This is a genomic window from Gardnerella vaginalis (assembly GCF_040427915.1).
Classification (GTDB): domain Bacteria; phylum Actinomycetota; class Actinomycetes; order Actinomycetales; family Bifidobacteriaceae; genus Bifidobacterium; species Bifidobacterium vaginale_C.
This window is the reverse complement of record NZ_JBETXJ010000002.1, coordinates 1,336,983-1,361,562: the sequence shown is the minus strand read 5'-3', so window position 1 is coordinate 1,361,562 and position 24,580 is coordinate 1,336,983. Positions and strand designations below refer to the sequence as shown.

At 38.8% G+C, this 24,580-nt stretch carries 16 protein-coding genes, 1 tRNA gene and 1 riboswitch; of the genes, 13 read left to right on the top strand and 4 right to left on the bottom strand.

Features of this window, described 5'->3' with window-relative positions; translation table 11 throughout:
- Positions 1-127: 127 nt before the first annotated feature.
- Together ABVC65_RS05530 and ABVC65_RS05525 are read right to left on the bottom strand one after the other, a co-directional pair.
- Positions 128-2,485, bottom strand: a complete 2,358-nt coding sequence (locus ABVC65_RS05530; RefSeq protein ID WP_353582782.1) for an energy-coupling factor transporter ATPase — start codon at positions 2,483-2,485, stop codon at positions 128-130.
- Positions 2,486-2,533: 48 nt separating this feature from the next.
- Positions 2,534-3,133 (bottom strand): ECF transporter S component, encoded by a 600-nt coding sequence (locus tag ABVC65_RS05525; protein ID WP_353582781.1) that lies wholly within the window; start codon positions 3,131-3,133, stop codon positions 2,534-2,536.
- Between the two features lie 5 nt (positions 3,134-3,138).
- Positions 3,139-3,291: riboswitch (FMN riboswitch) on the bottom strand.
- 110 nt (positions 3,292-3,401) lie between these two features.
- On the opposite strand from ABVC65_RS05525, the gene ABVC65_RS05520 reads away from it, so the two are divergent.
- Entirely contained in the window at positions 3,402-4,412 is a 1,011-nt protein-coding gene (locus tag ABVC65_RS05520) for a glycosyltransferase (RefSeq protein WP_353582780.1), read from the top strand.
- A 107-nt stretch (positions 4,413-4,519) separates the two neighbouring features.
- Here the strand turns inward: ABVC65_RS05520 and adhP are convergent, their stop codons facing one another.
- On the bottom strand, positions 4,520-5,530 hold the full coding sequence (gene adhP / locus ABVC65_RS05515; protein ID WP_004120661.1) for an alcohol dehydrogenase AdhP: 1,011 nt from the start codon (positions 5,528-5,530) through the stop codon (positions 4,520-4,522).
- A gap of 316 nt (positions 5,531-5,846) precedes the next feature.
- Between adhP and ABVC65_RS05510 the strand changes: the two genes are divergently transcribed.
- The 7 genes from ABVC65_RS05510 (at position 5,847) to ABVC65_RS05480 (ending at position 17,156) form a co-directional block, all read left to right on the top strand.
- Positions 5,847-5,922: transfer RNA gene (locus tag ABVC65_RS05510), tRNA-Gly, on the top strand.
- 279 nt (positions 5,923-6,201) lie between these two features.
- Complete coding sequence (gene ahpC, locus ABVC65_RS05505) at positions 6,202-6,765, top strand: alkyl hydroperoxide reductase subunit C (protein ID WP_032812201.1); 564 nt, start codon at positions 6,202-6,204, stop codon at positions 6,763-6,765.
- A gap of 75 nt (positions 6,766-6,840) precedes the next feature.
- Positions 6,841-8,472 carry an alkyl hydroperoxide reductase subunit F gene (gene ahpF, locus ABVC65_RS05500; RefSeq protein WP_353582779.1) on the top strand — a complete coding sequence of 544 codons (1,632 nt, stop codon included), beginning with the start codon at positions 6,841-6,843 and terminating at the stop codon, positions 8,470-8,472.
- Positions 8,473-8,551: 79 nt separating this feature from the next.
- Positions 8,552-9,451 (top strand): LysR substrate-binding domain-containing protein, encoded by a 900-nt coding sequence (locus tag ABVC65_RS05495; RefSeq protein ID WP_004125920.1) that lies wholly within the window; start codon positions 8,552-8,554, stop codon positions 9,449-9,451.
- A 269-nt stretch (positions 9,452-9,720) separates the two neighbouring features.
- Positions 9,721-13,020: a tetratricopeptide repeat protein gene (locus ABVC65_RS05490; RefSeq protein WP_353582778.1), complete on the top strand. Its 3,300-nt coding sequence runs from the start codon at positions 9,721-9,723 to the stop codon at positions 13,018-13,020.
- A gap of 86 nt (positions 13,021-13,106) precedes the next feature.
- Positions 13,107-15,998 carry an NAD-dependent DNA ligase LigA gene (gene ligA / locus ABVC65_RS05485; protein ID WP_353582777.1) on the top strand — a complete coding sequence of 964 codons (2,892 nt, stop codon included), beginning with the start codon at positions 13,107-13,109 and terminating at the stop codon, positions 15,996-15,998.
- Positions 15,999-16,007: 9 nt separating this feature from the next.
- Positions 16,008-17,156 (top strand): Mrp/NBP35 family ATP-binding protein, encoded by a 1,149-nt coding sequence (locus ABVC65_RS05480; RefSeq protein WP_353582776.1) that lies wholly within the window; start codon positions 16,008-16,010, stop codon positions 17,154-17,156.
- Positions 17,157-17,219: 63 nt separating this feature from the next.
- Here ABVC65_RS05480 and ABVC65_RS05475 read toward each other — a convergent pair whose 3' ends face one another.
- Positions 17,220-18,587: a DUF349 domain-containing protein gene (locus tag ABVC65_RS05475; protein WP_004111602.1), complete on the bottom strand. Its 1,368-nt coding sequence runs from the start codon at positions 18,585-18,587 to the stop codon at positions 17,220-17,222.
- A 96-nt stretch (positions 18,588-18,683) separates the two neighbouring features.
- Between ABVC65_RS05475 and hisS the strand changes: the two genes are divergently transcribed.
- From hisS to ABVC65_RS05450, 5 genes are all read left to right on the top strand, one after another.
- Positions 18,684-20,084 carry a histidine--tRNA ligase gene (hisS, locus tag ABVC65_RS05470; RefSeq protein WP_353582775.1) on the top strand — a complete coding sequence of 467 codons (1,401 nt, stop codon included), beginning with the start codon at positions 18,684-18,686 and terminating at the stop codon, positions 20,082-20,084.
- A gap of 114 nt (positions 20,085-20,198) precedes the next feature.
- Positions 20,199-21,995: an aspartate--tRNA ligase gene (gene aspS / locus ABVC65_RS05465; RefSeq protein ID WP_004120649.1), complete on the top strand. Its 1,797-nt coding sequence runs from the start codon at positions 20,199-20,201 to the stop codon at positions 21,993-21,995.
- Positions 21,996-22,210: 215 nt separating this feature from the next.
- On the top strand, positions 22,211-22,981 hold the full coding sequence (locus tag ABVC65_RS05460) for an amino acid ABC transporter ATP-binding protein (protein WP_016810534.1): 771 nt from the start codon (positions 22,211-22,213) through the stop codon (positions 22,979-22,981).
- A 44-nt stretch (positions 22,982-23,025) separates the two neighbouring features.
- Positions 23,026-23,898, top strand: a complete 873-nt coding sequence (locus tag ABVC65_RS05455; RefSeq protein ID WP_353582774.1) for a glutamate ABC transporter substrate-binding protein — start codon at positions 23,026-23,028, stop codon at positions 23,896-23,898.
- Position 23,899: 1 nt separating this feature from the next.
- Positions 23,900-24,577, top strand: coding sequence for an ABC transporter permease subunit (locus ABVC65_RS05450; protein WP_016810532.1), 678 nt, complete (start codon positions 23,900-23,902; stop codon positions 24,575-24,577).
- Positions 24,578-24,580: the final 3 nt, after the last annotated feature.

The window sequence follows — 24,580 nt, the reverse complement described above, 5'->3', positions numbered from 1 at the left end:
AACCAACTATCGACCATCTATTTATAACGCTTAAATTTTCAATGCTTATCGGATTATACATTAACCGTAAGAATCCGCAATCAACACGTTCAATACGATTAATGCGCTCAATATACAAATATTCCAGTTATACAAATATTCCAGCAAAAATTATTCCGAACACAATGGCCAATGTAATTATTAAAAGCGCAAAGTCTTTTAAGCGCATTTTCTCCGTATGTAAGTGCGTGCGCTTAGCTCCAGGAACGTAACATCTAGAATCTAGCGCAAGTCCCAGCGTGTTTGCATGCCGAATCACGCTTGCAAATCCTGGAACTATAAGAGATGTTATTGCTCGCAATCGCTTTTTTATAGACCCGTCTTTTATGTTTCCGCCTCTTGCAATTTGAGCTAAAGCAACAGATTCTGCTTCTTTTGAAAGAGTCGGCAAAAAGCGCAAAGCAAGGCTCATAATAAGAGCAATTTCTTGACTTGGCAACCCTATGATTTTAAGAGGTGAAATAATAGACGCGCATGCTTCAGTCAATCGCGTTTTGCTTATTGTCAGTACAATTATTGATCCGATTAGTATAACAAGCGAAAATCTTGAAGCGAAAAGTATTGAAAACTTTATTCCATCATCTGTTATTAATAGCGGTCCGATTCTAAAAAGTCTTCTTCCAGAATGTACAACTAGAAGATTAAACATTCCAGAAAATACGAATATTGCAATAAACATGTGTAATGATGACAATAATTTTATAGGCGATATTCTAGCGAGAAATATTAGAACAAGCGTTGATAACGCAAGAATTCCTAGTTGATAGAAGTTCGTAATGCTAAACGCGCTAAACATAAGAATTAAGCATGATATTAGAATGATTCGCGTATTGAATAAGCTTAGCAATGACTTGTTTTTGTTTTTGTTTTTATTTTTGTTTTCGCTAACATTTTCGCTAGCGTTTTCAAGCTTTTCGTCCTGTGCTTGTTCCTTCTTTTCGCGCGAATCAAGCGTAACTATGCGCGCTCCAAGTGTTTTTGCTTCATTTAAATCATGCGTAACAACGATAATTGTTACGCCTTTATTGTGTAAATCATTTAATATTCTTCGTAAAATTTCTGCAGACTCAAAATCTAACCCTGCAGTAGGCTCATCTAAAACCAAAATTTTTGGATTGCAAGCTAAAACACCTGCAATTGCTGCTAATCGTTGTTGTCCTCCAGAAAGTTCGAATGGGGATTTTTGTGCTAAATGCTCAATATGCAATGATTTTAGCGTGTTTAATACGCGGGAATCTAATTCGCATCCTTCTAATCCAAAGTTTTTTGGACCGTATGCTACGTCTTCAAAAACAGTTTGCGCAAAAAGTTGCTGTTCTGGCAATTGCATAACGTAACCAATGTTTTTGCGAATTTCACGCATTTGAGATTTGCTTGTTTTTTCGCTAATTTTTATTCCGTTTATATAAACAGAGCCAGAATCATATTTAATAAGTCCGCATATTGATTTTGCTAGCGTAGATTTTCCACATCCGTTTTTCCCCATTATTGCAACGATTCCGCCTGCTTTTACGCTTAGAGAATAGTCTTTTATTATTGGACTTTGACTATTCGCATAGCTCACATTTAAATTAGATATTTCAATTGCTGTATTTGATTTTTTTGGATTTGATGTTTCTACATTTTCCGTCATGCTTTTTGATTCAATAACAGCTGGCGATTTTTCCTTACAAAATCCCTCTAACTTAGATATGCATACATCACGCAACCTACCGTTTTCTAGCATCAATATTCGATCCGCATTTTTGCATTCGCTAATCTTATGTGTAACTTGTACGATTGTTGTGCCGCGCGTTTGTAATGTTTCAAAAAGCTTGTCGACATCTGCTTTTGCATAAGAATCAAGCATGCTTGTAGGCTCGTCTAATACAAGAAGTTTTGATTGCATAGCAATCGACGACGCAATTGCAACGCGCTGCTGCTGACCTCCACTCATATTGCTTGGGTTGCTAAAACGTTGATTTTCCATGTTTACAGCGCGTAAAGCATTGTTTATATTGTGTTTCATGAATTCTTTAGAAGCGCATAAGTTTTCAAGCCCAAAAGCAACATCGTCTTCTACAACTGTTGTAACGATTTGGTCTTCTGGGCTTTGAAACAATGCTCCAATAGATTCTCGTGCTTTTTGGTACGCTTTTGGATCAACGTTGTTGGTTTCAAAAACTTTTATTCCACATAGCGTAACAATTCCAGAATCTGGGGAAGAAAGTCCTGCAATAATTTTAGCTAGCGTAGATTTTCCGCTACCATTTTTGCCGATTATTGCAATTCTTTGACCATATGCAATTTCAAGATCTATTCCGTCTAAAATCCAAGTTTTTCCGCCATCATAGCTAAAACGAATATTTTGCAAAGAAACAGCATTATCTTTTTTAGCACAATAATCCGTATTACTATTTTCGCCTTTGCAACTTGTTTTATCTTGAATAACTTTATTGCTTTGCATAATCAGCTTGCTTTTTACTTAATTTGACTAATGCTATTTTGGCTAATGCTATTTGTTGTATTTAAGAAGTTTTGAAACAGGCTTATAAACAAGCATAGTTATTGCACAATGAATCGCAAGCTTAATCACATTAAATGGTAGCAGAGCTGGAACTATAAGAGCGGCAACTTGTTCAACGCTAATATGAGCATAAAATGGTGTAATAATAAGGTTTCCGACTATTGCAAGAACAATCGCAACTATAGAGCCAATTACAAGCGAAATAATAGCGCCTTCTTTGGTTCTAATTTTTTTGTAGACGATTGCAGCGCTAACAGAAGCGCCCAGTGAAACCAATATTGCCATTATTGCGCCAAACGGGTTAGTGAAGAAGTGCGGAGCAAATCCGAGAACACTTACGATTGCAGCGGCGAATGGTCCGTAGGCAAATCCTGCAATTAAGCACACAATTCCCGAAGGATCGTATTTAAGGTAGCTTAAGTCTGGAATAAGTGGGAATTCTATAAAGCTTACAGCCATAGAAAGCGCCACGAATAGTGCGTATTTAGCAATTTTTTCACTTGACCAATAGTTTATGCCAGAGTAAGTTGCGTGATTATTTGCTGCGTGATTGCTTGTTTTATGATTATTTTCGCGTGAAATGCTCATTAGAGCCTCCGTTTCTTTCATCCGGACTTTAACCGTTGGCTTCGGATTTTAACCGAATCAGCAGCAGTAGTGCCGCTCGCGGGCTTCGAGAAAATTCAGTAATCCAAGAATTACCTCGTTACCGCCAGTAAGGATTTTCACCTTCCCTGAAACTACTCTTTATTTTTATCTTATGCTAAGAACATTTATCTGAAAATGAAAGTTTGTACTAAAAAATTTGAATTTTGTTAATAATATTGATGGCAATGCTAAGTGTAATATTAAAAATATGAGCGAAGTTATAAATGATAATACTATTGATAAGCTTGCTGTTGTTGTAGTTACCTATAAGCGTCAGGAGTTGCTTGAAAATCTGTTTAAATCTTTTGAGCGATTAAACCAATGCCCATGGAGGATTGTTGTTGTAGACAATGAGAAGAGTGAAAAAACTCGTGATATGGTGCATGATTTAGATGATGTTCTTACACGTCGCTGGGGTTCTGCTAGCAAGGACGATTCTGGCGATTCAAGCCGCGTTGTTTACGCGCCTCAAAGCAGCAATCTTGGGGGAGCTGGCGGTTTCAGTGCTGGTGTTAAAAAAGCGTACGAGCTTGGCGCTGAGTGGTTCTGGGTTATGGACGATGACGTTGAAACAGTGCCAGAATCTATTGAACGTCTTTCAAAATGGACTAAAAGCCACGATGTGATCCAAGGCAGCCGATTAGACTACGACGGTGGCGATTTTTATTGGCAATATAACTTTATTGTTTCTCTTGGAATTCCTAACCCAATTGCTCCAGCAGCATTTGGACCATCTGGATATCGTGTTATGAACACTATGTGCTTTGAAGGTGGATTATTTAAGCGCAATATTGTAGAAAAAATCGGTTTGCCAGATCCGCATTATTTTATTTATTGGGATGACACAACTTATGGATATCTTGCCAGTAAAGTAACAAATCCGATTGTTGTAAAGGATATTATTCTTCGTAGAACTCGTAATATTCCTAATTGGGATATTGCTGGCGTTCGACAGTTAAATTCCACTTCCGACATGAATCGTTACCATATTATGCGAAATCGTGGTTTTATGGCGCGATACTTTATGACTCATGGCGATTATCGACCATTTATGTTTGCTCTTGGAACTGCTTTGACTGCAGCAAAAGAGAGTATTAGACTTGTTGCAGTAGATCGTGAGCATATTTTAAGTGGAGTTAAAAAACTTTTTACTGGTTGGATTGCAAGCAGAAGAATTTTGCATGATTCTAACTGGAAGCCAATGCCACCATTGAAATGATGTTTAATATTAAATATTTTATAAAATTTTAATAGTTATGAAATTATAAACTAAAAGCCACCTAGCAATTGCTAAGTGGCTTCTAGTTTTTATAACTTATCTCTTTTTCAGTGGGAGAGGTCGATTACCATTCGACCACGAATCTTACCGCTGAGCATCTCGTCGAAGATGTCGTTAATGTCTTCCATCTTGCGCATATGGCACTGTGGAACAACCTTTCCTTCAGCTCCGAACTGGAATGCTTCTTCCAGATCCTTGCGAGTTCCAACCAGGGAACCAACCAAACGGATTCCGTCAAGAACAAGGCGAGGAATGCTAAGTTCCATGTCTTCTGGTGGAAGACCAACAGCTGCAACGGTGCCGCCTGCTCGTACAGAGTCAACTGCAGAGTTAAAAGCAGCCTTGCTTACAGCGGTTACAACAGCGCCATGAGCGCCGCCTACCTTCTTCATAGCAAATTCAGGAACATTTTCCTTAAGTGGGTTCACGCACAAATCTGCGCCATATTCCTTAGCAAATTCAAGCTGAGCATCGTTAACATCTACCGCGATTACATGTACGCCAAATACGTTCTTTGCATATTGCAACGCAAGATTGCCAAGACCGCCAAGACCGAATAGAATAAGCCATTCGCCTGGATGTACGCCAGATTCCTTAATAGCCTTGTAGGTTGTAACGCCGGCGCAAGTGATGGAGCTTGCAGGAGCTGGATCCAATCCTTCTGGGACCTTTACTGCGTAGTCTGCTGCGACGATGCACTCTTGAGACATGCCACCATCGGCAGTGTATCCTGCGTTCAAAACGCTACGGCAAAGTGTTTCTCGGCCGGTGGTGCAATATTCGCAATGTCCGCAACCCTTGAAGAACCATGCTACGGATGCGCGATCGCCTGGCTTCAACGTTGTAACGCCAGGACCAACTTCCTTAACAATGCCAATACCTTCGTGTCCAAGAACGACGCCTGTTTTATCGCCAAAATCTTGGTTCTTAACGTGAAGATCAGTATGGCATACGCCGCAGCATTCCATATCGAGTAAGGCTTCACCAAATTCCAATGGGCGGAGTTCCTTCTCTACAACCTGAGCCTTCTTATCTTTGGTTGCAACAATAGCCTTCATAGAAACCTCCTTGTTCTATGCTTCGTTTTAGAAAAACATTACCTTTTCAGTTTTCTTTTACCTGTTTGGTAAAAGCTAATTTTCATTCTACATTATTTTTACGATTTTTCATGATAAAAATCACATTTTAAGAAAAATTTTATAAAAATTTATGGCTTAATGATAATAATTATCGTATTCAATATTTTTCTTATCGTTTTATGTTATTCAACACTCCGTGAAATTGCATGTATATTGCAGAAAAATCACTATATATTTTTATTTTTACTCATAACTTGCATTTAAAGAGAAATCAGGCTATTATGGCATTTTGTTTGCGGACATAGCTTAGTTGGTAAAGCGCAACCTTGCCAAGGTTGAGACCGCGGGTTCGAGTCCCGTTGTCCGCTCCATTTTTTTCTGCTTTTGTAATAATTTTTTTTTAGTTTGCTTTTAATCATCTTTGTTTTGTGAAAATATAAATTTATTAAATAGTTATTGATGTATGCCATCTAGTGTTATAGATGTTGCCTATACATATAGTCTTTTTGATATAAATAATCTATTATGATTTTAATGCTGAATTCAGATTCTAAATAATTGGAATAATTGGATTTAGCAAATAGGTCAAAATATTGCTAATTGCAAGAAATGAAAATTTTTTAAATAAACAATTAAAGATTGGAGTTGTTATGAGTCTTATTGGTACGCATATTCTTCCGTTTAAAGTAAATGGATATAAGAATGGCGAATTTGTAGAAGTAAGCGATAATGACATTCTTGGAAAGTGGGCTATATTCTTCTTCTATCCAGCAGACTTTTCGTTTGTATGCCCAACAGAGCTTGAAGATCTTGCAAATCACTATGAAGATCTTCAGAAATTAGGCGTAGAAGTTTATTCTGTTTCAACAGACACTCATTTTGTTCACAAAGCTTGGCACGATGATTCTAAAGCTATTTCAAAAGTAAAATACACAATGCTTGGTGATCCAAACGGTGCGCTCTCTAGAAACTTTAATGCTTTGAATGAGGAATCTGGCTTAGCTCACCGTGCAACATTCTTGGTTGATCCTCAAGGAAATATTCAATTCTACGAGATGACAGCAGATGGAATCGGCAGAAATGCAGATGAGATGCTTCGCAAAGTTAAAGCTGCTCAATTCATTGCAGCACATCCAGGAGAAGTATGCCCAGCAAAGTGGGAGCAGGGAGAAGAAACACTTGCTCCATCTATTGACTTAGTTGGGAAGATCTGATTTTTTAAAAGTCTGTTTCTCTAATAATTAATTTACTGCTAAAGATCTGCTACTTAAGAATAGAAAGTGAAAATAATGTCTTTATTGGATTCAAACTTAACTACTCAACTTGCTGGATTACTAACAAAAATGGTTAATCCTATTAATCTTGTTGCGTATGTTGAAAATGACGAAAATTCTCAAAAAGTTATTGAGCTTTTAAATGAAGTAGCAGATCAAAGCAGCAAAATCACTGTTATAAAAGGTGATAAAAATAGCGCAAATCGCAAACCAAGTTTTGCAGTACTTAATCCACAAACTAATGTGTCTGTAAGTTTTGCTGGTTTACCTCTTGGACACGAGTTTAGCTCTTTAGTTTTGGCTATTTTGCAAGTAAGCGGTTATGCTCCCAAAATAAGCGATGATCAGCGCAAAGCAATTTTGAGCATTGGAAGTCATGAAGTTACTACATACATGTCTGTTTCTTGCATTAATTGCCCAGAGGTTGTTCAATCACTTAATACAATTTCGATTATTAATCCTAAAGTAAAACATATTGCTGTAGAAGGAAGCGCTTTTAAAGACGAGGTGGATGCTCTTGGAGTTATGAGCGTTCCTGCTGTTTTTGAAAACGGAAAGATGATTTCTTCTGGAAGGTCTTCTATAGACGAATTAGTTGCGATTCTTTTAAGCCAAGAGAAAAATAGCGATTCAAGAAATTCAAGTGATTCTACGGTTTCTGGCGATTCTTCATTAGCGCAAAAAATGAACGCCAAAAATCCGTACGACGTTATTCTCGTAGGCGGAGGTCCTGCTGCGAGTGCTGCAGCGATTTACACAGCTCGCAAAGGTCTTAAAACAGCAATGATTATGGATCACAGAGGTGGTCAAGTTGTTGAAACTGAAAGCATAGAAAATCATATTTCACAAACGCACACAACAGGTGCAAAGCTTGCTAGCGATTTAACAAACCACATTGCTCAATACGACATTGACGTATTTACTCCCGATTGGGCTACATCTTTAGATATTGCAGAAGAACCTTACGGATTGCACACGATTAACACCAAATCTGGCGGAAGTTTAAAAGCTAAAGCAGTGATTATTGCAACTGGAGCTACGTGGAGAACTCTTGGTGTTCCTGGGGAAGACGAATATAGAAACAAGGGAGTGTCGTTCTGCCCGCATTGCGATGGTCCATTGTTTAAAAATAAGAATGTTGTAGTTGTTGGCGGAGGAAATTCTGGAGTCGAAGCTGCAATAGATTTAGCAGGTGTTGCAAATCACGTTACTCTAATCGAGTATATGAACACACTTAAAGCAGATCAAATATTAGTTGATTCTTTAAATAATCTTTCTAATACGACTGTAATAACAAGTGCTGCTCTTAGTGCTATAGAAGGAGATGGTACAAAGGTTATTGCAGTGCATTATACGGATCGCAATGCTAATGGTGAAAACAGTGAGAAAATTTTACACACAGACGGCGTGTTTGTTCAAATTGGTTTAATGCCAAATACTAAGTGGATTTCAAACAAACTAAGCTTGAATAATCGTTCGGAAATAGTAACAGATAGAAAAGGATGCACGAGTGTTCGTGGCATTTTTGCTGCTGGCGATTGCACAGATGAGCCTTATAAGCAAATTGTTACAGCATATGGATCTGGCGCAAATGCTGCTCTTAGTGCATTCGACTATTTAATTAGAAATGTGCAAAAATTAGATTAACTCTTAACCCATAAGCTTTTAATGCTTAAAATTTACATATATTATATTTTTTACTACCTTTAATAAGAAAGATGATTACGTGAACATTAAATCGCTTGAATACTTAATTGCTTTTGCAAAAGAGGAAAGTTTTACAAAAGCAGCTGAACGTGTGCACGTTTCTCAACCAACGTTGTCTACGCAAATTAAAAAATTAGAAGATTTGCTTGGAGTTTGTCTTATTGAAAGAACTCCTGGAAAGCAAATTCTAACTCCAGCAGGCAGAGAAGTTGTGTATTATGCAAAGCGTATTCATGCCGACGTTTCAAGTATTTATCAAGCAGCAAGGCGATTAGAAGACCCATGGTCGTCTACTATAGTTTTAGGCGTTTTTCCAACATTATGCCCTTATCTTTTGCCAAGAATAATGCCAGTTTTGCGTAAAGTTAAGCCGAATTTTAATATTCGGTTTGTAGAAGAAAAGTCTGCTAGCCTTGTAGAAATGTTGCATAGCGGTCAGATTGATGGCGCAATATTAAGCGAGCGATTAAATGAATCTTCTTTAAAAGTAAAACATATTTTTGACGAGGACTTTTTATTGGCTGCTTCTACAAATTCGCAGTTTGGTCATGAAAAAACTCCAATTGATGTTTCGCAATTGTCTAGCCAAAAAGTGCTACTTTTAGAAGATGGTCATTGCATGCGTAGAAGCATGATAGATGTATGTCAAAAAGTTGGTGCAAAGCAGTCTGAATTTTGTGCTACGTCTTTAGAAACATTAAGATACATGGTTGTTGGAAGTAAAGATGTGACTTTGCTTCCGCGTCTTTCTATTCTTCCTCCAATTGTTCAGCCGTCAGGATTGACAATTCGCGAGTTTAAAGATCCAAAACCATATCGTTCACTGTATTTAAACTGGAGAGCAGCTTCTCCTGTAGACCAAATTATGGACGGTTTATCTAAGATTATTTCTGGTGCATGCGCAAATTTGCATAAGTGAAGTTAATAAAATTTATATTTTTAAACTTTAAAAGTAATTAAAGCATTCACATCTTAGATTAAAACAAGATTGAAATGAATATAATTTGATTTTGTTCTCAAAGAGTTAAAGCATATTCTACTTCTAATTGTGTTTTTCGAATCAATAATCAGCTATACTTAAAATGTTTGAGTAAGAATAAATGCAACACGTGTGGAAATCACTTAAATATTTAGTTTTACGGGTTTTACGAAAATAGTAGTTGGCTTTAAAACGAAAGAACGAGGAATATGCAAGACGAAGTGCAATCTAGCAAGAAAATAGATTCTGCCGAAAGTAATGAGGAAAATCGCTCAGATATTGCAGATGATAGTATGCAGATTGTGCAGGAAACCATTAAAACATTGTGGGAAAATAGAGAATCTATTCCAGTTAGGCTATTTTCTAAAAAACATATTTTTAAAGATTTTCCAATGATGCCAAAAAACGTAAAGTTAGGTTGGATTAAACTTTCTGGGAAAAAACACGGTATAGCTATTGGACTATTCAATGATGATTGCAAGCGTTTTCGTCAGCTTGCTGTTGCAGATTTTGAAGGTCGTGTTTATACAGGACATGACATTTCTATTGAGGATACGATAGAAAGAATACCAGAGTTATCTTTTGTAGAACAAAATTCTATGACTCTTAAAGATTCGTTACGTTTCTACGGTGTTGATGATAAGAAGATTACTCACGCAAGTCATGCGCGTAAAAAAGTAAATTCAATCAATAAAAATAATCGTGAATCTGATTTAGTTGTGATAAGAGGAGATGTAGTTGTTCAACTATCACAAGATGAAGGCATGCAATGGGTATCATCTTGGATTCGTAAAGTTAATGACAAAAAAGAAGCATATACTCTTGAAGAAACTAGAGTTTTGCTTCCTGACAGACTCCGTTGCAATCTTTCATACTGCGATGCTATTTCAACATCTTTCTTTGCATCGTTCTTTATTCCAGATATAACGAGAGCGTTTAGCGGTTTTGGATCTGGGAATATTTTTAGGCGTCTTACAAAGGAAGCCCCTCTTGGAGCTATTAGAAGAAGCATTATGGATTCAAAAGTGGCGGAAAAAGCAGGTTTGCGTGTTTCGTCAATGGAAAAATATTTTGCTTACCTTATGTTAGATTCTGGCGCTTTAGAACATAGTGGTCCTCTTGAAGCTGTTCATGGGGCAGAACGCTTGCATCTGCAAAAGTCGCAAGTTTCAGACGCTAATTTCCTAGTATGGGATGATTCTTTAGAAGCAAAAGCAGCGTTGAAAGTATTGCGAATAGAAGGTGCCATTAACCGTTTCCAATCCATTAGTAGTTGTTTAGAAGAAAATTGTGCTAATGGTGGTAATTTAACGGAAAATTCTGTAAACTTTGGTCAAATATCTGAAATAGATTTATCGTTTATAGAAGATCCAGCGTTTTGCGCTAACGGCGAATTGGATATGAATAGTTTTGGTAATCCTTTACAAGACGACAATATTCGCCCATTAATGCACTTGTGGAATACGGCAAAAAAATCTAACGACCTGTATATTTACAAGTCAGATGGATCTTCTAATTGTGAATGGTCTTATAGGCAAAGATTATCTGGATTAATTAGAAGCCTTTATTTACCATTTAGATTTGATACTGATTTTCGCTCTAATCTAGAAGACGGTAATGTTGCATTAGCATTTATGGCAACTGGCAATTCGATGATGCCAACTAGAAGATTTGATTCTGCTAACCAAAAATGGATCACTTTAACTAATGCAGATAAGTCTCGTATGACAACTGATTACAATCTTCAACTTGGAATAATAATGGCAACCCTTGCATTTGGAGCAAGTGAAGAAGTACAGAATGTATCTATAAGATTAGATTCAATAGGCTTAGAAGAAATGGTTGCTGCTCAAGATGATGCTATGAGTAAAATCCTAAATCAAACAATTAATGCTTTGAATAATATGAATCGTGAAGCAGCTCGTTCTAAAGGCGATCCTAAAGATGGAGATATTCATGGAGATGTTAATAACGGACTAGCGAATGTTCAAGATTTACAAAACTTTACTAATCATCCTATTCTTCACGAAGATGAAGTGACTGTGTCTGATAGTAGCAATAAAGCCACTGCTGGCAAATCGATAAACTCTAGTGATAGCTACAGTGATACTGAGATTAGTAATAGCAATACGAACGATATTGAATCGGACTCTATTGAACCTGATCCTATGGATGCTTTTAGCAAATATCCAACTGTAAAGTCTTTATTGACAGTCACATTCAATCGCGGATCTTTTATAAAACATATTCGTGCAAATGGGTTGAATAATCCTCTTGACGCATACAAAAAATTTAACGCAAATATGAAAATAGATGGAGAAGGCGCATTAAACCCGATTGAACCAAGCTTTGATCTGAGAGATAGTTGTTTTTCTCCTCATGGAGCACAGGAAGAACCTGAGTTTTCAGATGTAATTTTTGACATTAAATCTCAAAAAGCATTAGGTACTACCAACTCTAAAGGTCTTTCAATTCAAAGAGAAGATTTATTACAACAGGCTGTTGCAGATTTTCATCACATATCGTCAGAAGTAATGATATCTAATGCAGAAAAAGCTCGTATGGCAATGGATATTGTGGAAAGTATTGACGATCCAGAATTAAATGAGAAAGCCAATCTTATAACAAGCGCTTTAATAGACGAAAAAGAAATACCAGAAATATCTTTTAAAGTTTCAAAAGATATTTATAATATGAGACTTCATGCTCATGAACAATTTATGAGTGGAGACTTGGAAAATGCCATCGAAGAATACGAAAATGCAGTAAAACATTTCGATTCCATGTTTTCTTTCAACGATGTTGTACCAAGATACTTTAATTCCTATGCAGAGCGAGTTGTCTACAATCGAATATTTGCGACCCAAAATGAACGTATGATACTTATACCAGATGGTCTTTTTTACGCACATATGGAGTTAGCAGATTTACTAACTCAACTCAACAGGCATGAGGATGCACTAAAACACTTAAACACAATGGTTTCATACGCTCCAACATATGTTATTTCTCATCTCAAGTTAGCTTCACAGCTTACGGAGAAAGAAGATTGGACTTCTGTAGAAGCAGTGTGTCTAAACGCATTACCAGTATGCTTTGATAGAGAAGACGCCGCTTTTATATACTACAGACTTGCTTACGCAGAATGGATGCAAGATAATTTTCCTCTTGCTGTAGCAGCATATAAAATGGCAGACAATTTATCTTCTGGAAAAATTGAGTCTATTGAAATAGAGCTTGATGAATTACTGAGCCGCATGCAGTCACAGTGCATTCCAGCTCCTAATGATATGTCTCAAGTAGAAGAAGTTTTAAAAATAAACAATGTTCCAAAATGGCCAGATGTTGAAGCTTATGAGATTATCGATGAAGCTGCAAAAATAACAGTAAACGAGGGAATGTTTGTTATTGCACGAACGCTTTCTGTTGCAAGAGCAAGAATGCTGTTCAGCAACAATTCATCAGATAACGTTGTTCAAATGCAGTTTTTGCGCTCGCTTAACTCATAAACAACTCTTATTAATCAGTAATTATAATCAGTTATTGACGCCTGTCTGGTAGATAGGATAGTTAAAAGGTTTTGAAGGGAAAGCTTATGATTGCGTCTAATAGCGATAAGTCGTCACACGCAGTTGGAGAACAATTATCTCTTTTCGACGATTTTGATGATTCGTTAAATACTGATAAATCAAGTGTTAACAACGATTCATTATCTTCAAGCATTAACAAAGTCGATAATCAAAACCAAAATGTTCATGAGCCAAGCGAGAATAATACATCTAGCACATCTAGCACATCACACGAGTTTAGTTCAACTACAGATTTTAATGATTGGATCTCTAAATTAGAGCCAACAGATGTAGACGCTATTGCATTATCTAAGCTAGAACCTTCGCTTTTAACAAGCGAGCAGGCTGCTAGATTATGGGCAAAATTAGCTGCCTGGGCTCAATCAGACCAGATAGCTTATTATGTTGATGATTCACCAAGTAGTTCTGACGCTGCTTATGACACAAGAATGCGAGTTTTAAGCTCACTAGAATCTACATTCCCAATATTAGATACGCCTCAATCACCAACACATAGAGTTGGCGGAACTTTTTCGAACGATTTTGCGTCAGTTAAACATCCATCAAGAATGATGAGTTTGGATGATGTGTTCTCATTAGAAGAGCTAAAATCTTGGTACGATAGCATTATTCGCGATTTAAAATGGCCTCAAAATAAGCCATTGCCAATGACATGTGAAGTAAAAATCGATGGACTTGCGTTAAATCTCATATACAGAAATGGAACTTTGGAACAAGGTCTAACTCGAGGAGATGGCGTTACTGGAGAAGACATATCTCTGAATGTAAGAACAATCGAAGAAATACCGACTCAGCTTAAATGCGAAAATTCAGACGATATTCCGGAATTTGTGGAAATTCGTGGTGAAGTTTTTATGAAATGGGCGGATTTTAGAAAGCTGAATATTGAGCAAGAAGATTTAGGAAAGCCTGCTTTTGCTAATCCAAGAAACGCTGCTGCAGGGTCTTTAAGACAAAAGGATCCTAGAATAACTGCAACAAGAAGATTAAGCTTTATAGCGCATGGATTAGGCGATTTAAAGTGGAAAGATTCAGTAAAAAAAGATTCTGAGCATAAATCGCATACTCAAACATCGTTTAATCAGTCAGACGCATACGAGCTGTATAAAAAATGGGGAATACCCGTATCTCCTTATACTCGCAAAGTCACGTCTTTTGAACAAATAGAAGATATGATTGAATACTATGGAGAACATAGAAACTCTATTATTCATGCCTTAGACGGAATTGTAGTTAAAGTAGACGATCGTGCTTTGCAAAGAGAACTAGGGTCTACATCTAGAGCACCAAGATGGGCAATTGCGTACAAGTATCCTCCAGAAGAAGTAAATACTGTTCTCAAAGACATTGTTGTTCAAGTAGGAAGAACAGGTAGAGTCACCCCTGTTGCTGTTTTAGACCCAGTAACTGTTGCAGGATCTACAATATCGCGCACAACATTGCATAATCCTTACGAAGTTGAGCATAAAGGTGTTCTTATAGGCGATACTGTTATTGTTCGTAAAGCTGGCGATGTTATACCAGAATTAGTTGGTCCAGTACTAAAGTATAGGGATGGGAATGAAAGCAAATTACGCAAATTTGTTATGCCAGAGTATTGCCCATCATGCGGATCTAAGCTTGCACCTGCTAAAGAGGGAGACAAGGATATTCGTTGTCCAAATGTAGAAAACTGCCCAGCACAATTAACAGAGAGAATAATTAATCTTGCATCGAGGCATGCATTCGATATTGAAAATCTTGGAGAATCTTCTGCACTAGCTTTAACAAATCCAGAAGATTCTAGACCGACAACCGCAGAGGTCTATCATCCTGATATTGACAAAATAGTAGTTCAGCGCGGTTCTTCTTTGCAACCAACTATTCCAGAATCCGTGTTTGATCTTCCAAAATCTCAAGAACCTGTTATAAGAAGCGAAGCGGATATTTTTAACATTACTGCAGACGATTTGCGAAATATTAAAGTTTGGAAGGAAATACCTCTTGTTGAAGAATGGAAAGAATTAGGAAAAGACGGAAAATTAAAGAAAAGAACTAAAAAAATAGGCGGATCCGGATTGTGGAGACAGGTTTCTGCATTCTGGACTAGACCTTTAGAAGCTACAAGAAGAAAATCCAATGATGATTCTAACAGTGATGAGCTTAAGGAATCTTTAAATCCAGATTACCCAATGTTTGAAGTTCCTTCTGACGCTTATGTAATAAGGTTAGTTGAAAAGAAAATTCGTAAAAATAATGTTCTTCAAACAGTGAGTGTTCCTGAATACACTCGTCCAAGTGAAACAACAAGAGCAATGTTAGAAGAAATAGCTCAAAAGGGTAAGTCTGCAACACTTTGGCGTGTGCTAGTGGCTTTGTCTATTCGTAGACTTGGTCCGCCTACAGCACGACTAATAGCGGCAAGATTTGGTTCAATTGAGAATATTTCTAAAGCATCTGTTGAAGATTTAACACAAATTGATGGAGTTGGTCCAGAAATTGCCCAAGCAGTATACGATTGGTTTGAAAAATCGAAGGATCCTCAAGATTGGCGTAGTGAAGTTTTACGTAAATGGAATGAAGCTGGAGTAGTTGGATCTTCTGACTCTTCTAATGCGGACAGTGTCGAACAGACTCTTAGTGGCAAAACGGTTGTTGTTACAGGATCATTAGAAGGTTTTACCAGAGATTCAGCCAAAGAAGCTATTTCTTCTAGGGGAGGAAAAGCAGCATCTTCTGTTAGCAAAAAGACGTATTGCGTTATTGTCGGAGAAAATGCTGGTTCTAAAGCCACTAAAGCAGAAGAACTTGGTATACCTATGCTAGATGAGAATCAATTTAAGATTTTGCTTAATACTGGCAGTATTGAATCTGCTCTAGATAGCAAATACGAACTTGATTTTAAGAGCGAATCGTAAAAGTTAAAAATGAGCAGCACTATTGAACTCGAAACTCGCATTTACGATCTATTAGGAAGTGTTATTGATCCAGAATTAGGTCGTTCAGTTACTGAACTAAATATGGTAACTGGCATACACGTAAGTGAAAAACAAAATGTCACTGGTGTATGCGATTTTGATAACTCTTATCCAACTTATGATGTGACTATAAGCATAGAACTTACTGTTCCAGATTGTCCTCTAGCACAAGTAATTACACAGAGAATTCAATCAGCTGTAAAAAAATATCCTAATGCAAATCTCGTTCCTCACGTAAATATAAGCGCTATGAGTAAGGATAAGCTTGCAAAGCTTGTTTCGGATTTGAAAGAGGAACGTAAAGAAAATCCTTTTAATAAAAATGGCGTTAAAACAAGAATTTTTGCTATAGCATCTGGAAAAGGGGGAGTTGGAAAATCCTCCATAACTGCCAATTTAGCAGCCACTTTCGCGGCTCTTGGATACAAAACAGCAGCAATAGATGCAGACGTTTATGGATTTTCTCTACCGCGCATGTTTGGTGTTACAAGTCAGCCTACTAATTTGAATGGCATGCTTATGCCAGTAGAAGCTTGGGGGGTTAAACTGATTTCTATTGGAATGTTTGCTGGAACAGATCGTGCGATTTTGTGGCGTGGTCCTCGCTTGCAACGTTCTCTTGAACAGTTTCTTTGCGACGTTTGGTGGGCAGACCCAGATGTGCTTCTTTTAGATTTGGCGCCTGGAACTGGAGATATGGCTTTGGCTGTTGCCCAATCATTGCCTAATGTGGAGCTTGTGGTCGTTACAACTCCTCAGCCTAGTGCTTCAGATGTTGCCGTTAGAGCAGGGCTTATGGCGTTGCAAATTCCAGTTAATGTGCGTGGAGTTGTAGAAAATATGAGTTGGTTTGAAAATAATGGAGCGCGCTTGGAAATTTTTGGTTCAGGTGGCGGAAAACGCGTTAGTGACCAGCTTTGTAAAGCTCTTGGTAAGAATGTTCCTCTTTTAGCACAAATTCCGTTAGATACGAGTATTAGAGAAATTGGAGAGTCTGGAAGACCTGCAGTTCTTAAAGAGGACGGAAGTCTAGCAAATTCACAATTAGCTAACACCTTTATTCAATTTGCAAAGGCTTTAATGGAAACTGTTAAATAAAACTATTAAATATGGGGTCACTTAATTTCTAAGTAACCCCATATTTAAATGATTAACGATTAATTACTTAATAGCATTCAACCATTGTTCTTTTGTAGCTTTTTCAGCCTGAAGCTTAGCCTTACGCTTTGCATCTTTTTCACTTGCAATCTTAGAATCAAGCTCCTCGAGCTGAGCCTTCAATTGTGTAGCAAAACTAGACTTACGAGCATCTGCCTCTGGGTCAGCATCTTTCCAAGCAGCATCTTCAACAGCCTTAATCTTCTTATCCACATCATTTAAGCGGGACTCAATTCTGCGCATATCTTCGCGTGGAACAAAACCAATCTTGTCCCATTCTTCTTGAATCTCAGACAATGCTTTGCGAGCTGCTTTTGCTGCTTCTTCATCTTTAACAGGAAGAAGAGCTTCTGCCTTAACAAGCAAAGCTTCCTTCTTGGAAAGATTTTCTTTTTCACCAGCATTCATCTTTTCTCTATCTTCTTGACGAGCATGATAGAATGTGTCTGCAGCTTCGCGGAATTTAGCCCATAACTCATCGTCGTGCTGACGACCAGCATTTCCAGCCTTCTTCCAGCGATCCATCAAAGCATTAAACTTCATAGAAGTTTCACGCCATTTAGTTGATTCCTTCAAGCTTTCAGCTTCAGCAATAATGGCTTCCTTAATTTCTTTAGCAGTATTTCTTTCAGTATCACGTTCCTTAACCCAAGCGTTGCGTGCTTGAGTGAAAGCAGAACGAGCTTTAGAAAATCGCTGCCACAAAGCGTCAGCATCCGCCTTATTAAGATGGATAGTAGTGCGCTGATGTTGCTGCCACTTGTCAAACAGGGAACGAAGCTTATCTGAAAGCGAACGCCAATTTGTAGAATCACCTATTTGAGCAACTAATGTTTCTGCTTGTTCAACAATAGCAGTACGTTCTTTAAGAGCTTTATCTAATTCATCTTTGCGAGCTTTTGCAAGTTCTTCTTTTTTAGATGCAGCCTTAGCCTGCAATTCGGCGTGTCGAGCGTTCAAAGCAGCGATGTCTCCAACTACCGATGGCTCTTTAAGATCTGCCTCTAAAGTAGCTAAAGTCTCATCAATTTCCTTAGGTCTCACATTAGACGACTCAAGTCTTTTTTCGAAAAGATCAAGCTTGATTTTTAAGTCAAGATAACGATGTACGTAGAAAGTCAAAGCATCTTCTGGAGTACCAGTAGAATACTGACCTACTTCGCGTTCGTCAGCTCCTTCACGAACATAAACGTTTCCATTTTCATCAACTCGCCCAAAGGTTTTAGCGGTTTTAACATCTTCGTCGCTATACGAGATAGTTGGAACTGCAGCAACAACGCGAGCCTTGTTAGCAAAGTTTGCAGGCGACGGCGCATGCGGCTTTGGGGTAGTTTGTTTAGTAGTTTCTTCAGGTTTAGTCTGTTCGGTCACGGGTCGACTCCTTACAGCAAATGCACGGTAACAGTGTTACGAATAAGTATGACGGTAAGCCATGATTTTTCCGCAACATAACCTATTATAGTGGACATGGTACAAGGCTCATCAATATCTGGTTTTCCAGAGTGGCTTCCTAGTGAGCGCGCTGTTGAACAGCGTGTTATGGACACATTGCGGGAAGTATTTGAATTAAATGGTTTTATAGGCATTGAAACTCGTGCTGTTGAGCAGGGTTCAAGTCTGTTAAAAAAAGGCGAAACTAGCAAAGAAATCTATCTTTTGTCTAGATTGCAAGAGGTGGGGCATGAAAGCGACACTCCTGTTGAAAATAGAATAGGTTTGCATTTTGATTTAACAGTTCCTCTTAGTCGTTATGTTGTTGAACACACTGGCGATTTAGCTTTTCCTTTTAAGCGCTGGCAGATGCAAAAAGTTTGGCGCGGCGAACGTCCGCAAGAAGGACGCTTCCGTGAATTTGTTCAAGCAGATATTGATGTTGTGGGAAATGGTGATTTGCCGTCTCACTACGAAGTGGAGCTTCCTCTTGTTATGGTAGAAGCACTTGAGCGTTTGCGCGAATTCGGATTACCTAAAGCCACTGTTCATGCCAATAATCGTAAGCTTTCTGAAGGTTTTTATCGCGGTATTGGTTTAAGCGATATTGAGGGAGTTCTTCGAGAAATCGACAAACTCGACAAAATTGGCGCTGAAGAAGTTGCTAAGCTTTTGGTAAAAGAGTGCGGAGCTACTGAATCTCAAGCTGCTGCATGTTTAGAATTGGCTGAACTTACTGCCGAAACAGGAGATGAGTTGAAGTCTCGTTTCGACGAATTATGCGATAAGCATGATATTTCTCGCAGTGAAGATAACGAGTCGTACACTTTAGCTTCACAGGGTGTTGAAACTCTTGCAATGATTGTGGATGACGCAGCAAAAATTCGTCCAGGTGCTGTTGTGGCAGATTTGAAGATTGCGCGAGGATTGGATTATTACACAGGTTCCGTGTATGAAACATTCTTAAATGGTGCTGAATCCCTTGGATCAATCTGCTCTGGCGGACGCTACGACAATCTTGTTTCTCAAGGTAATAAAAAGTATCCAGGCGTAGGTCTTTCTATAGGACTTTCGCGTTTACTTTCTTATATGCTTCACACAGCTGGTGCCACTGTTTCCCGTGTTTCTCCTGCTGCAGTATTGGTGGCGGTTTGGAATGAGGAAGATAGGTCTGCTTGTAACGAGATTGCTCGAAAGCTTCGTTCTAGAGGAATTGCTGCTGATGTTTCTCCAAGTGCAGCAAAACTTGGTAAGCAGATAAAATATGCAGATAAGTTAGGTATTCCTTATGTGTGGTTCCCAGCTGATAGTGCAGATTCTGAATCTATCCATGATGAAGTGAAGAATATTATTACTGGGGAACAAGTTTCTGCAGACGTCACGTCTTGGCAACCAGATACTGTTTATGCCCGGCAGACTGTTTCTTGCGCTCAATAATTTGCTTTATATTTTAAGAATATATTTTGCAATATTTGAACGCGCGATTCATGCGGTAAACTATTAAAGTCAAAACAAAAATTAACAAAATTATTTAAACAAGGAAGTGGACTTATGAGCCAGACGGCGTATCGCACACACCATGCCGTTGAAGTGACTGAGACCTTGGTCGGACAGAACGTAACCATTGCTGGTTGGGTTGATCGTCGCCGTGATCACGGTGGCGTCGCTTTCGTAGATGTTCGTGACAACACAGGCTTAGTGCAGGTTGTTATTTACGATGAGGAAACTGCGCGACCATTGCGTAGTGAATTTGTTGTTCAGGTTACTGGTGAGGTTCGCCTGCGTCCAGATGGAAATGAAAATGATCATTTAGCAACAGGAAAAATCGAAATTGTTGCAAATAAAGTAACAATTCTCGCTAAGTCCGACGCGTTGCCATTCCAGGTTTCTACAGCTTTGGAAAACGAGTCCGAAAACAAGCTTCCAAGCGAAGATGTTCGTTTGAAGTATCGTTATCTTGATTTGCGCCGCCCATCAATGCAGCGCAATTTGAAGCTTCGCTCTGATATGGCTAAAGCTGCTCGTCACGCTTTGGAAGATATGGACTTTACGGAAGTTGAAACACCAACATTTATTAAGTCCACTCCAGAAGGCGCGCGCGACTTTGTTGTTCCAGCACGTTTGGTTCCAGGATCTTGGTACGCGCTTCCACAGTCTCCTCAGCTTTTAAAGCAGTTGCTTATGGTTTCTGGCGTTGAACGCTACTATCAGCTTGCCCGCTGCTATCGCGATGAAGACTTCCGTGCGGACCGTCAGCCTGAGTTTACTCAGCTCGATATGGAAATGAGCTTTGCAAGCCAAGAAGATGTTATGGCTATGGCAGAGCGCGTTATTGCTGCTATTTGGAAGGAAGCAGGTCACGAAATCACTCTTCCTTTGCCTCGTATTACTTGGCAGGAAGCTATGGATAAGTATGGTTCCGACAAGCCAGATTTGCGTTTTGGAAACCCACTTATTGAGTTGACTGATTTCTTTAAAAACACTCCATTCCGCGTATTCCAAGCTCCTTACGTTGGTGCTGTGCTATTTAAGGGCGGTGCTGAAACTCCTCGTCGTCAGTTTGACGCTTGGCAGGATTGGGCTAAGCAGCGTGGAGCTAAAGGGTTGGCTTACGTTGTATTTGGTGAAGATGGCGAGTTGAAGGGCCCTGTTGCTAAGAATCTTAGTGAAGAAGAGCGTGCAGGTCTTAAGGAAGCTGTTGGAGCGCAAGATGGCGATGCAGTGTTCTTCGCTGCAGGAAGCCGCGAGTCTTCGCAGCTTTTGCTCGGTGCTGTTCGTGTAGAACTTGCTAGCCGCGCAGGATTGCTTCACCCAGATGAGTTTGCTTTCACTTGGGTTGTTGACTTCCCGCTGTTCAAGCGCACGGATGATCCAGACGATGACGATGTTGCAGTCGGCCACTCCAAGTGGACTTCTATGCACCATCCGTTTACAATGCCATCTGCTGATTGGATTGATAAGTTCGATAAAGATCCAGAGCATGCTATGAGCGATTCTTATGATATCGTGTGCAACGGTAACGAAATGGGCGGTGGCTCCGTTCGTATTCACCGCGACGATATTCAGGATCGCGTTCTTAACGTTCTTGGAATCGATAAGGCTGAAGCTGACGAAAAGTTCGGCTTCTTGCTCGAAGCATTTAAGTATGGTGCTCCACCTCACGCTGGTATTGCTTTGGGCTGGGATCGTACTGCTGCAATTCTTGCAGGCGCAAGCTCGATTCGCGACGTAATCGCCTTCCCTAAGGCTGGTGGCGGACGCGACCCTCTAACTGGCGCTCCTGCTCCAATTTCTGACGAACAGCGTGCTGAAACTGGCGTTGATTACGATCCAGAAGAAGACGAGTAATCGTAAATATAATAGAATGCAATAATTTGCAATTTAAATATTGCTAATAATGCCGTTAAGTTGTGTGATTGTATTAGGAAATCCGCACTTAACGGCATTTTTAAACTAAAATTAACATTTTTGTATCATTTTTATTGTTTTTCGTAACTTTATAAGCGTTTAAAAGTAACTATTACGATAAACGCATGTAACACAAGAACATTAGAATCCTTTCTATGGATACTAAATTAAACAACACAAAAAAATTAGCACAGCCGTTGGTGGAACTTAGCCACGTTGAAAAACACTATGGTAAGCTTCACGTTTTAAAAGATATTAACTTGACAGTTAATAAAGGCGAAGTGCTTGTAATTATTGGACCGTCTGGCTCTGGCAAGTCAACAATGTGCAGGACGATTAATCGTCTTGAAACTATTGACTCTGGAGATATTCGCATTGATGGTAAGCCTCTTCCTCAAGAAGGAAAAGAGCTTGCTGCATTGCGTGCAGAAGTAGGAATGGTGTTCCAGTCTTTTAATCTTTTTGCAAACAAGACGATTCTAGAAAATGTTACTCTTGCTCCTATTAAGGTTCGTCATATGGAGCAGCAAGAAGCAGAAAGTTTGGCAATGGATCTTCTTGCTAGAGTTGGCGTTGATAATCAAGCTAACAAAATGCCTTCTCAGCTTTCTGGTGGTCAGCAGCAGCGAGTTGCAATTGCTCGCGCACTTGCAATGCATCCAAAGGTGATGCTTTTCGACGAACCTACATCTGCACTTGATCCAGAAATGGTTAACGAAGTTCTTGATGTTATGGTTGAGCTTGCAAAAGAAGGCATGACAATGATTTGCGTTACTCACGAAATGGGCTTTGCTCGTAAAGCAGCAGACAAAATCGTGTTTATGGCAGATGGTCGAATTCTTGAGCAAAATACGCCAGAAGAGTTCTTTGAAAATCCAAAGACAGACAGAGCAAAAGACTTCCTTTCAAAGATTTTGACTCATTAATTTAAATCATTAGTATCGATTTTTTAAATCTTTAAGAGGTAGTTATGAAATATTTACACAATATTGCGCTTAAGTGTAAGCGTTGCAGACTGGGATTAAGGCACACGTATCGTGTAATTTTATCTATGCTTTGCGTAATGTGCTGCATTTTCCCTCTTACTGCTTGCAGTAGAAATAGTCGCAACGATGTAATACGAATTGGTATTAAGTTTGATCAGCCTGGTCTTGGCTTTAAAAAGTCTGGAACCTACGTTGGTTTTGATGTAGACGTTGCAAAGTACGTTGCCAAAAAGTTGGGTTACTCCGAAGATAGGATTGTTTGGAAGGAATCGCCTTCAAAACAGCGCGAAGCAATGCTTCAAAATGGCGATGTTGATATGATTGTTGCAACATATTCCATAACAGATGCTAGAAAAAACACTGTTTCTTTTGCAGGACCATATTTTATTGCAGGTCAAGATTTATTAGTTCGTAAAGATGAGCATAAAGTAAGCGGTCCAGATGATTTAGACGGAAAGCGTTTATGCTCAGTAACTGGTTCTACGTCTGCAATAGTTATTAAAGAGAAATACTCTTCAAAAGTACAACTTATGCAACAGCCTGGCTATGCGGAGTGTGCAACGGCATTATTCTCTGGAATCGTAGACGCTGTTACAACAGACGATATTATTCTTGCCGGTCTTGCTACAGCTTCTAGAGGCAGACTAAAACTTGTTAGTAAGCCATTTACTGAAGAACACTACGGCATTGGCATTAAAAAAGGAAACACGAAGCTAGCTAAGCGCATTAATAATGCTCTTAAAGACATGATTAAAAATGGTTCATGGAAAAGGGCTTTAGACGATAACATGCACGGAACTGGTTTTAAGCCAAACGCAAAGTATAATCCGCCAGTACCAAATGAGGGGGAGGAGTAAAATGCAAGACTTTGTGCAATTATTTACCTCGTACAATATTCCAGGAGCATTCTTGGTAAATATTGAAATCACATTATGGAGTGTGCTATTTTCCACGATTCTTGGTGTGATTTTAGTTATGATGAGGATTTGCCCAATTCATTCGCTTCGCATTATTGCAAGCGCATATGTTGAGTTCTTTAAGAATATGCCTCTAACTATAATCATGGTATTTATGGTTCTTGGCGTATACGCTCAGCTAAAGCTCGGTTTCTCAACTGTTTTCAGCATAAACTTCTTCTGGCTTGCTATAGCTGGTTTGAGTTTCTACACTGCAGCATTTGTTTGCGAATCTTTAAGATCTGGTTTAAATACTGTACCTTTGGGTCAGGCAGAAGCATGTAGAGCGCTTGGACTTAACTTCTTCCAATCAGCTTTTAATGTGATTTTGCCTCAAACATTTTGCGGATCTGTAGCACCTCTTGGAAACACTTTTATTGCGTTGCTTAAAAATTCTACTGTTGCCGCAGCTGCATCCGTAGCAACTGAAACATCTACTCTTATGAGTGAGATGATTGAAAGGCACGCAGATTTGATTGTTCCAATCTTTTTGATTTTTGCGTGCGGATATATTGTGTTGATTATTCCAATCGGTATTTTCACAACTTATTTGTCTAATAAGCTTGCGGTTAGAAGGTGATAA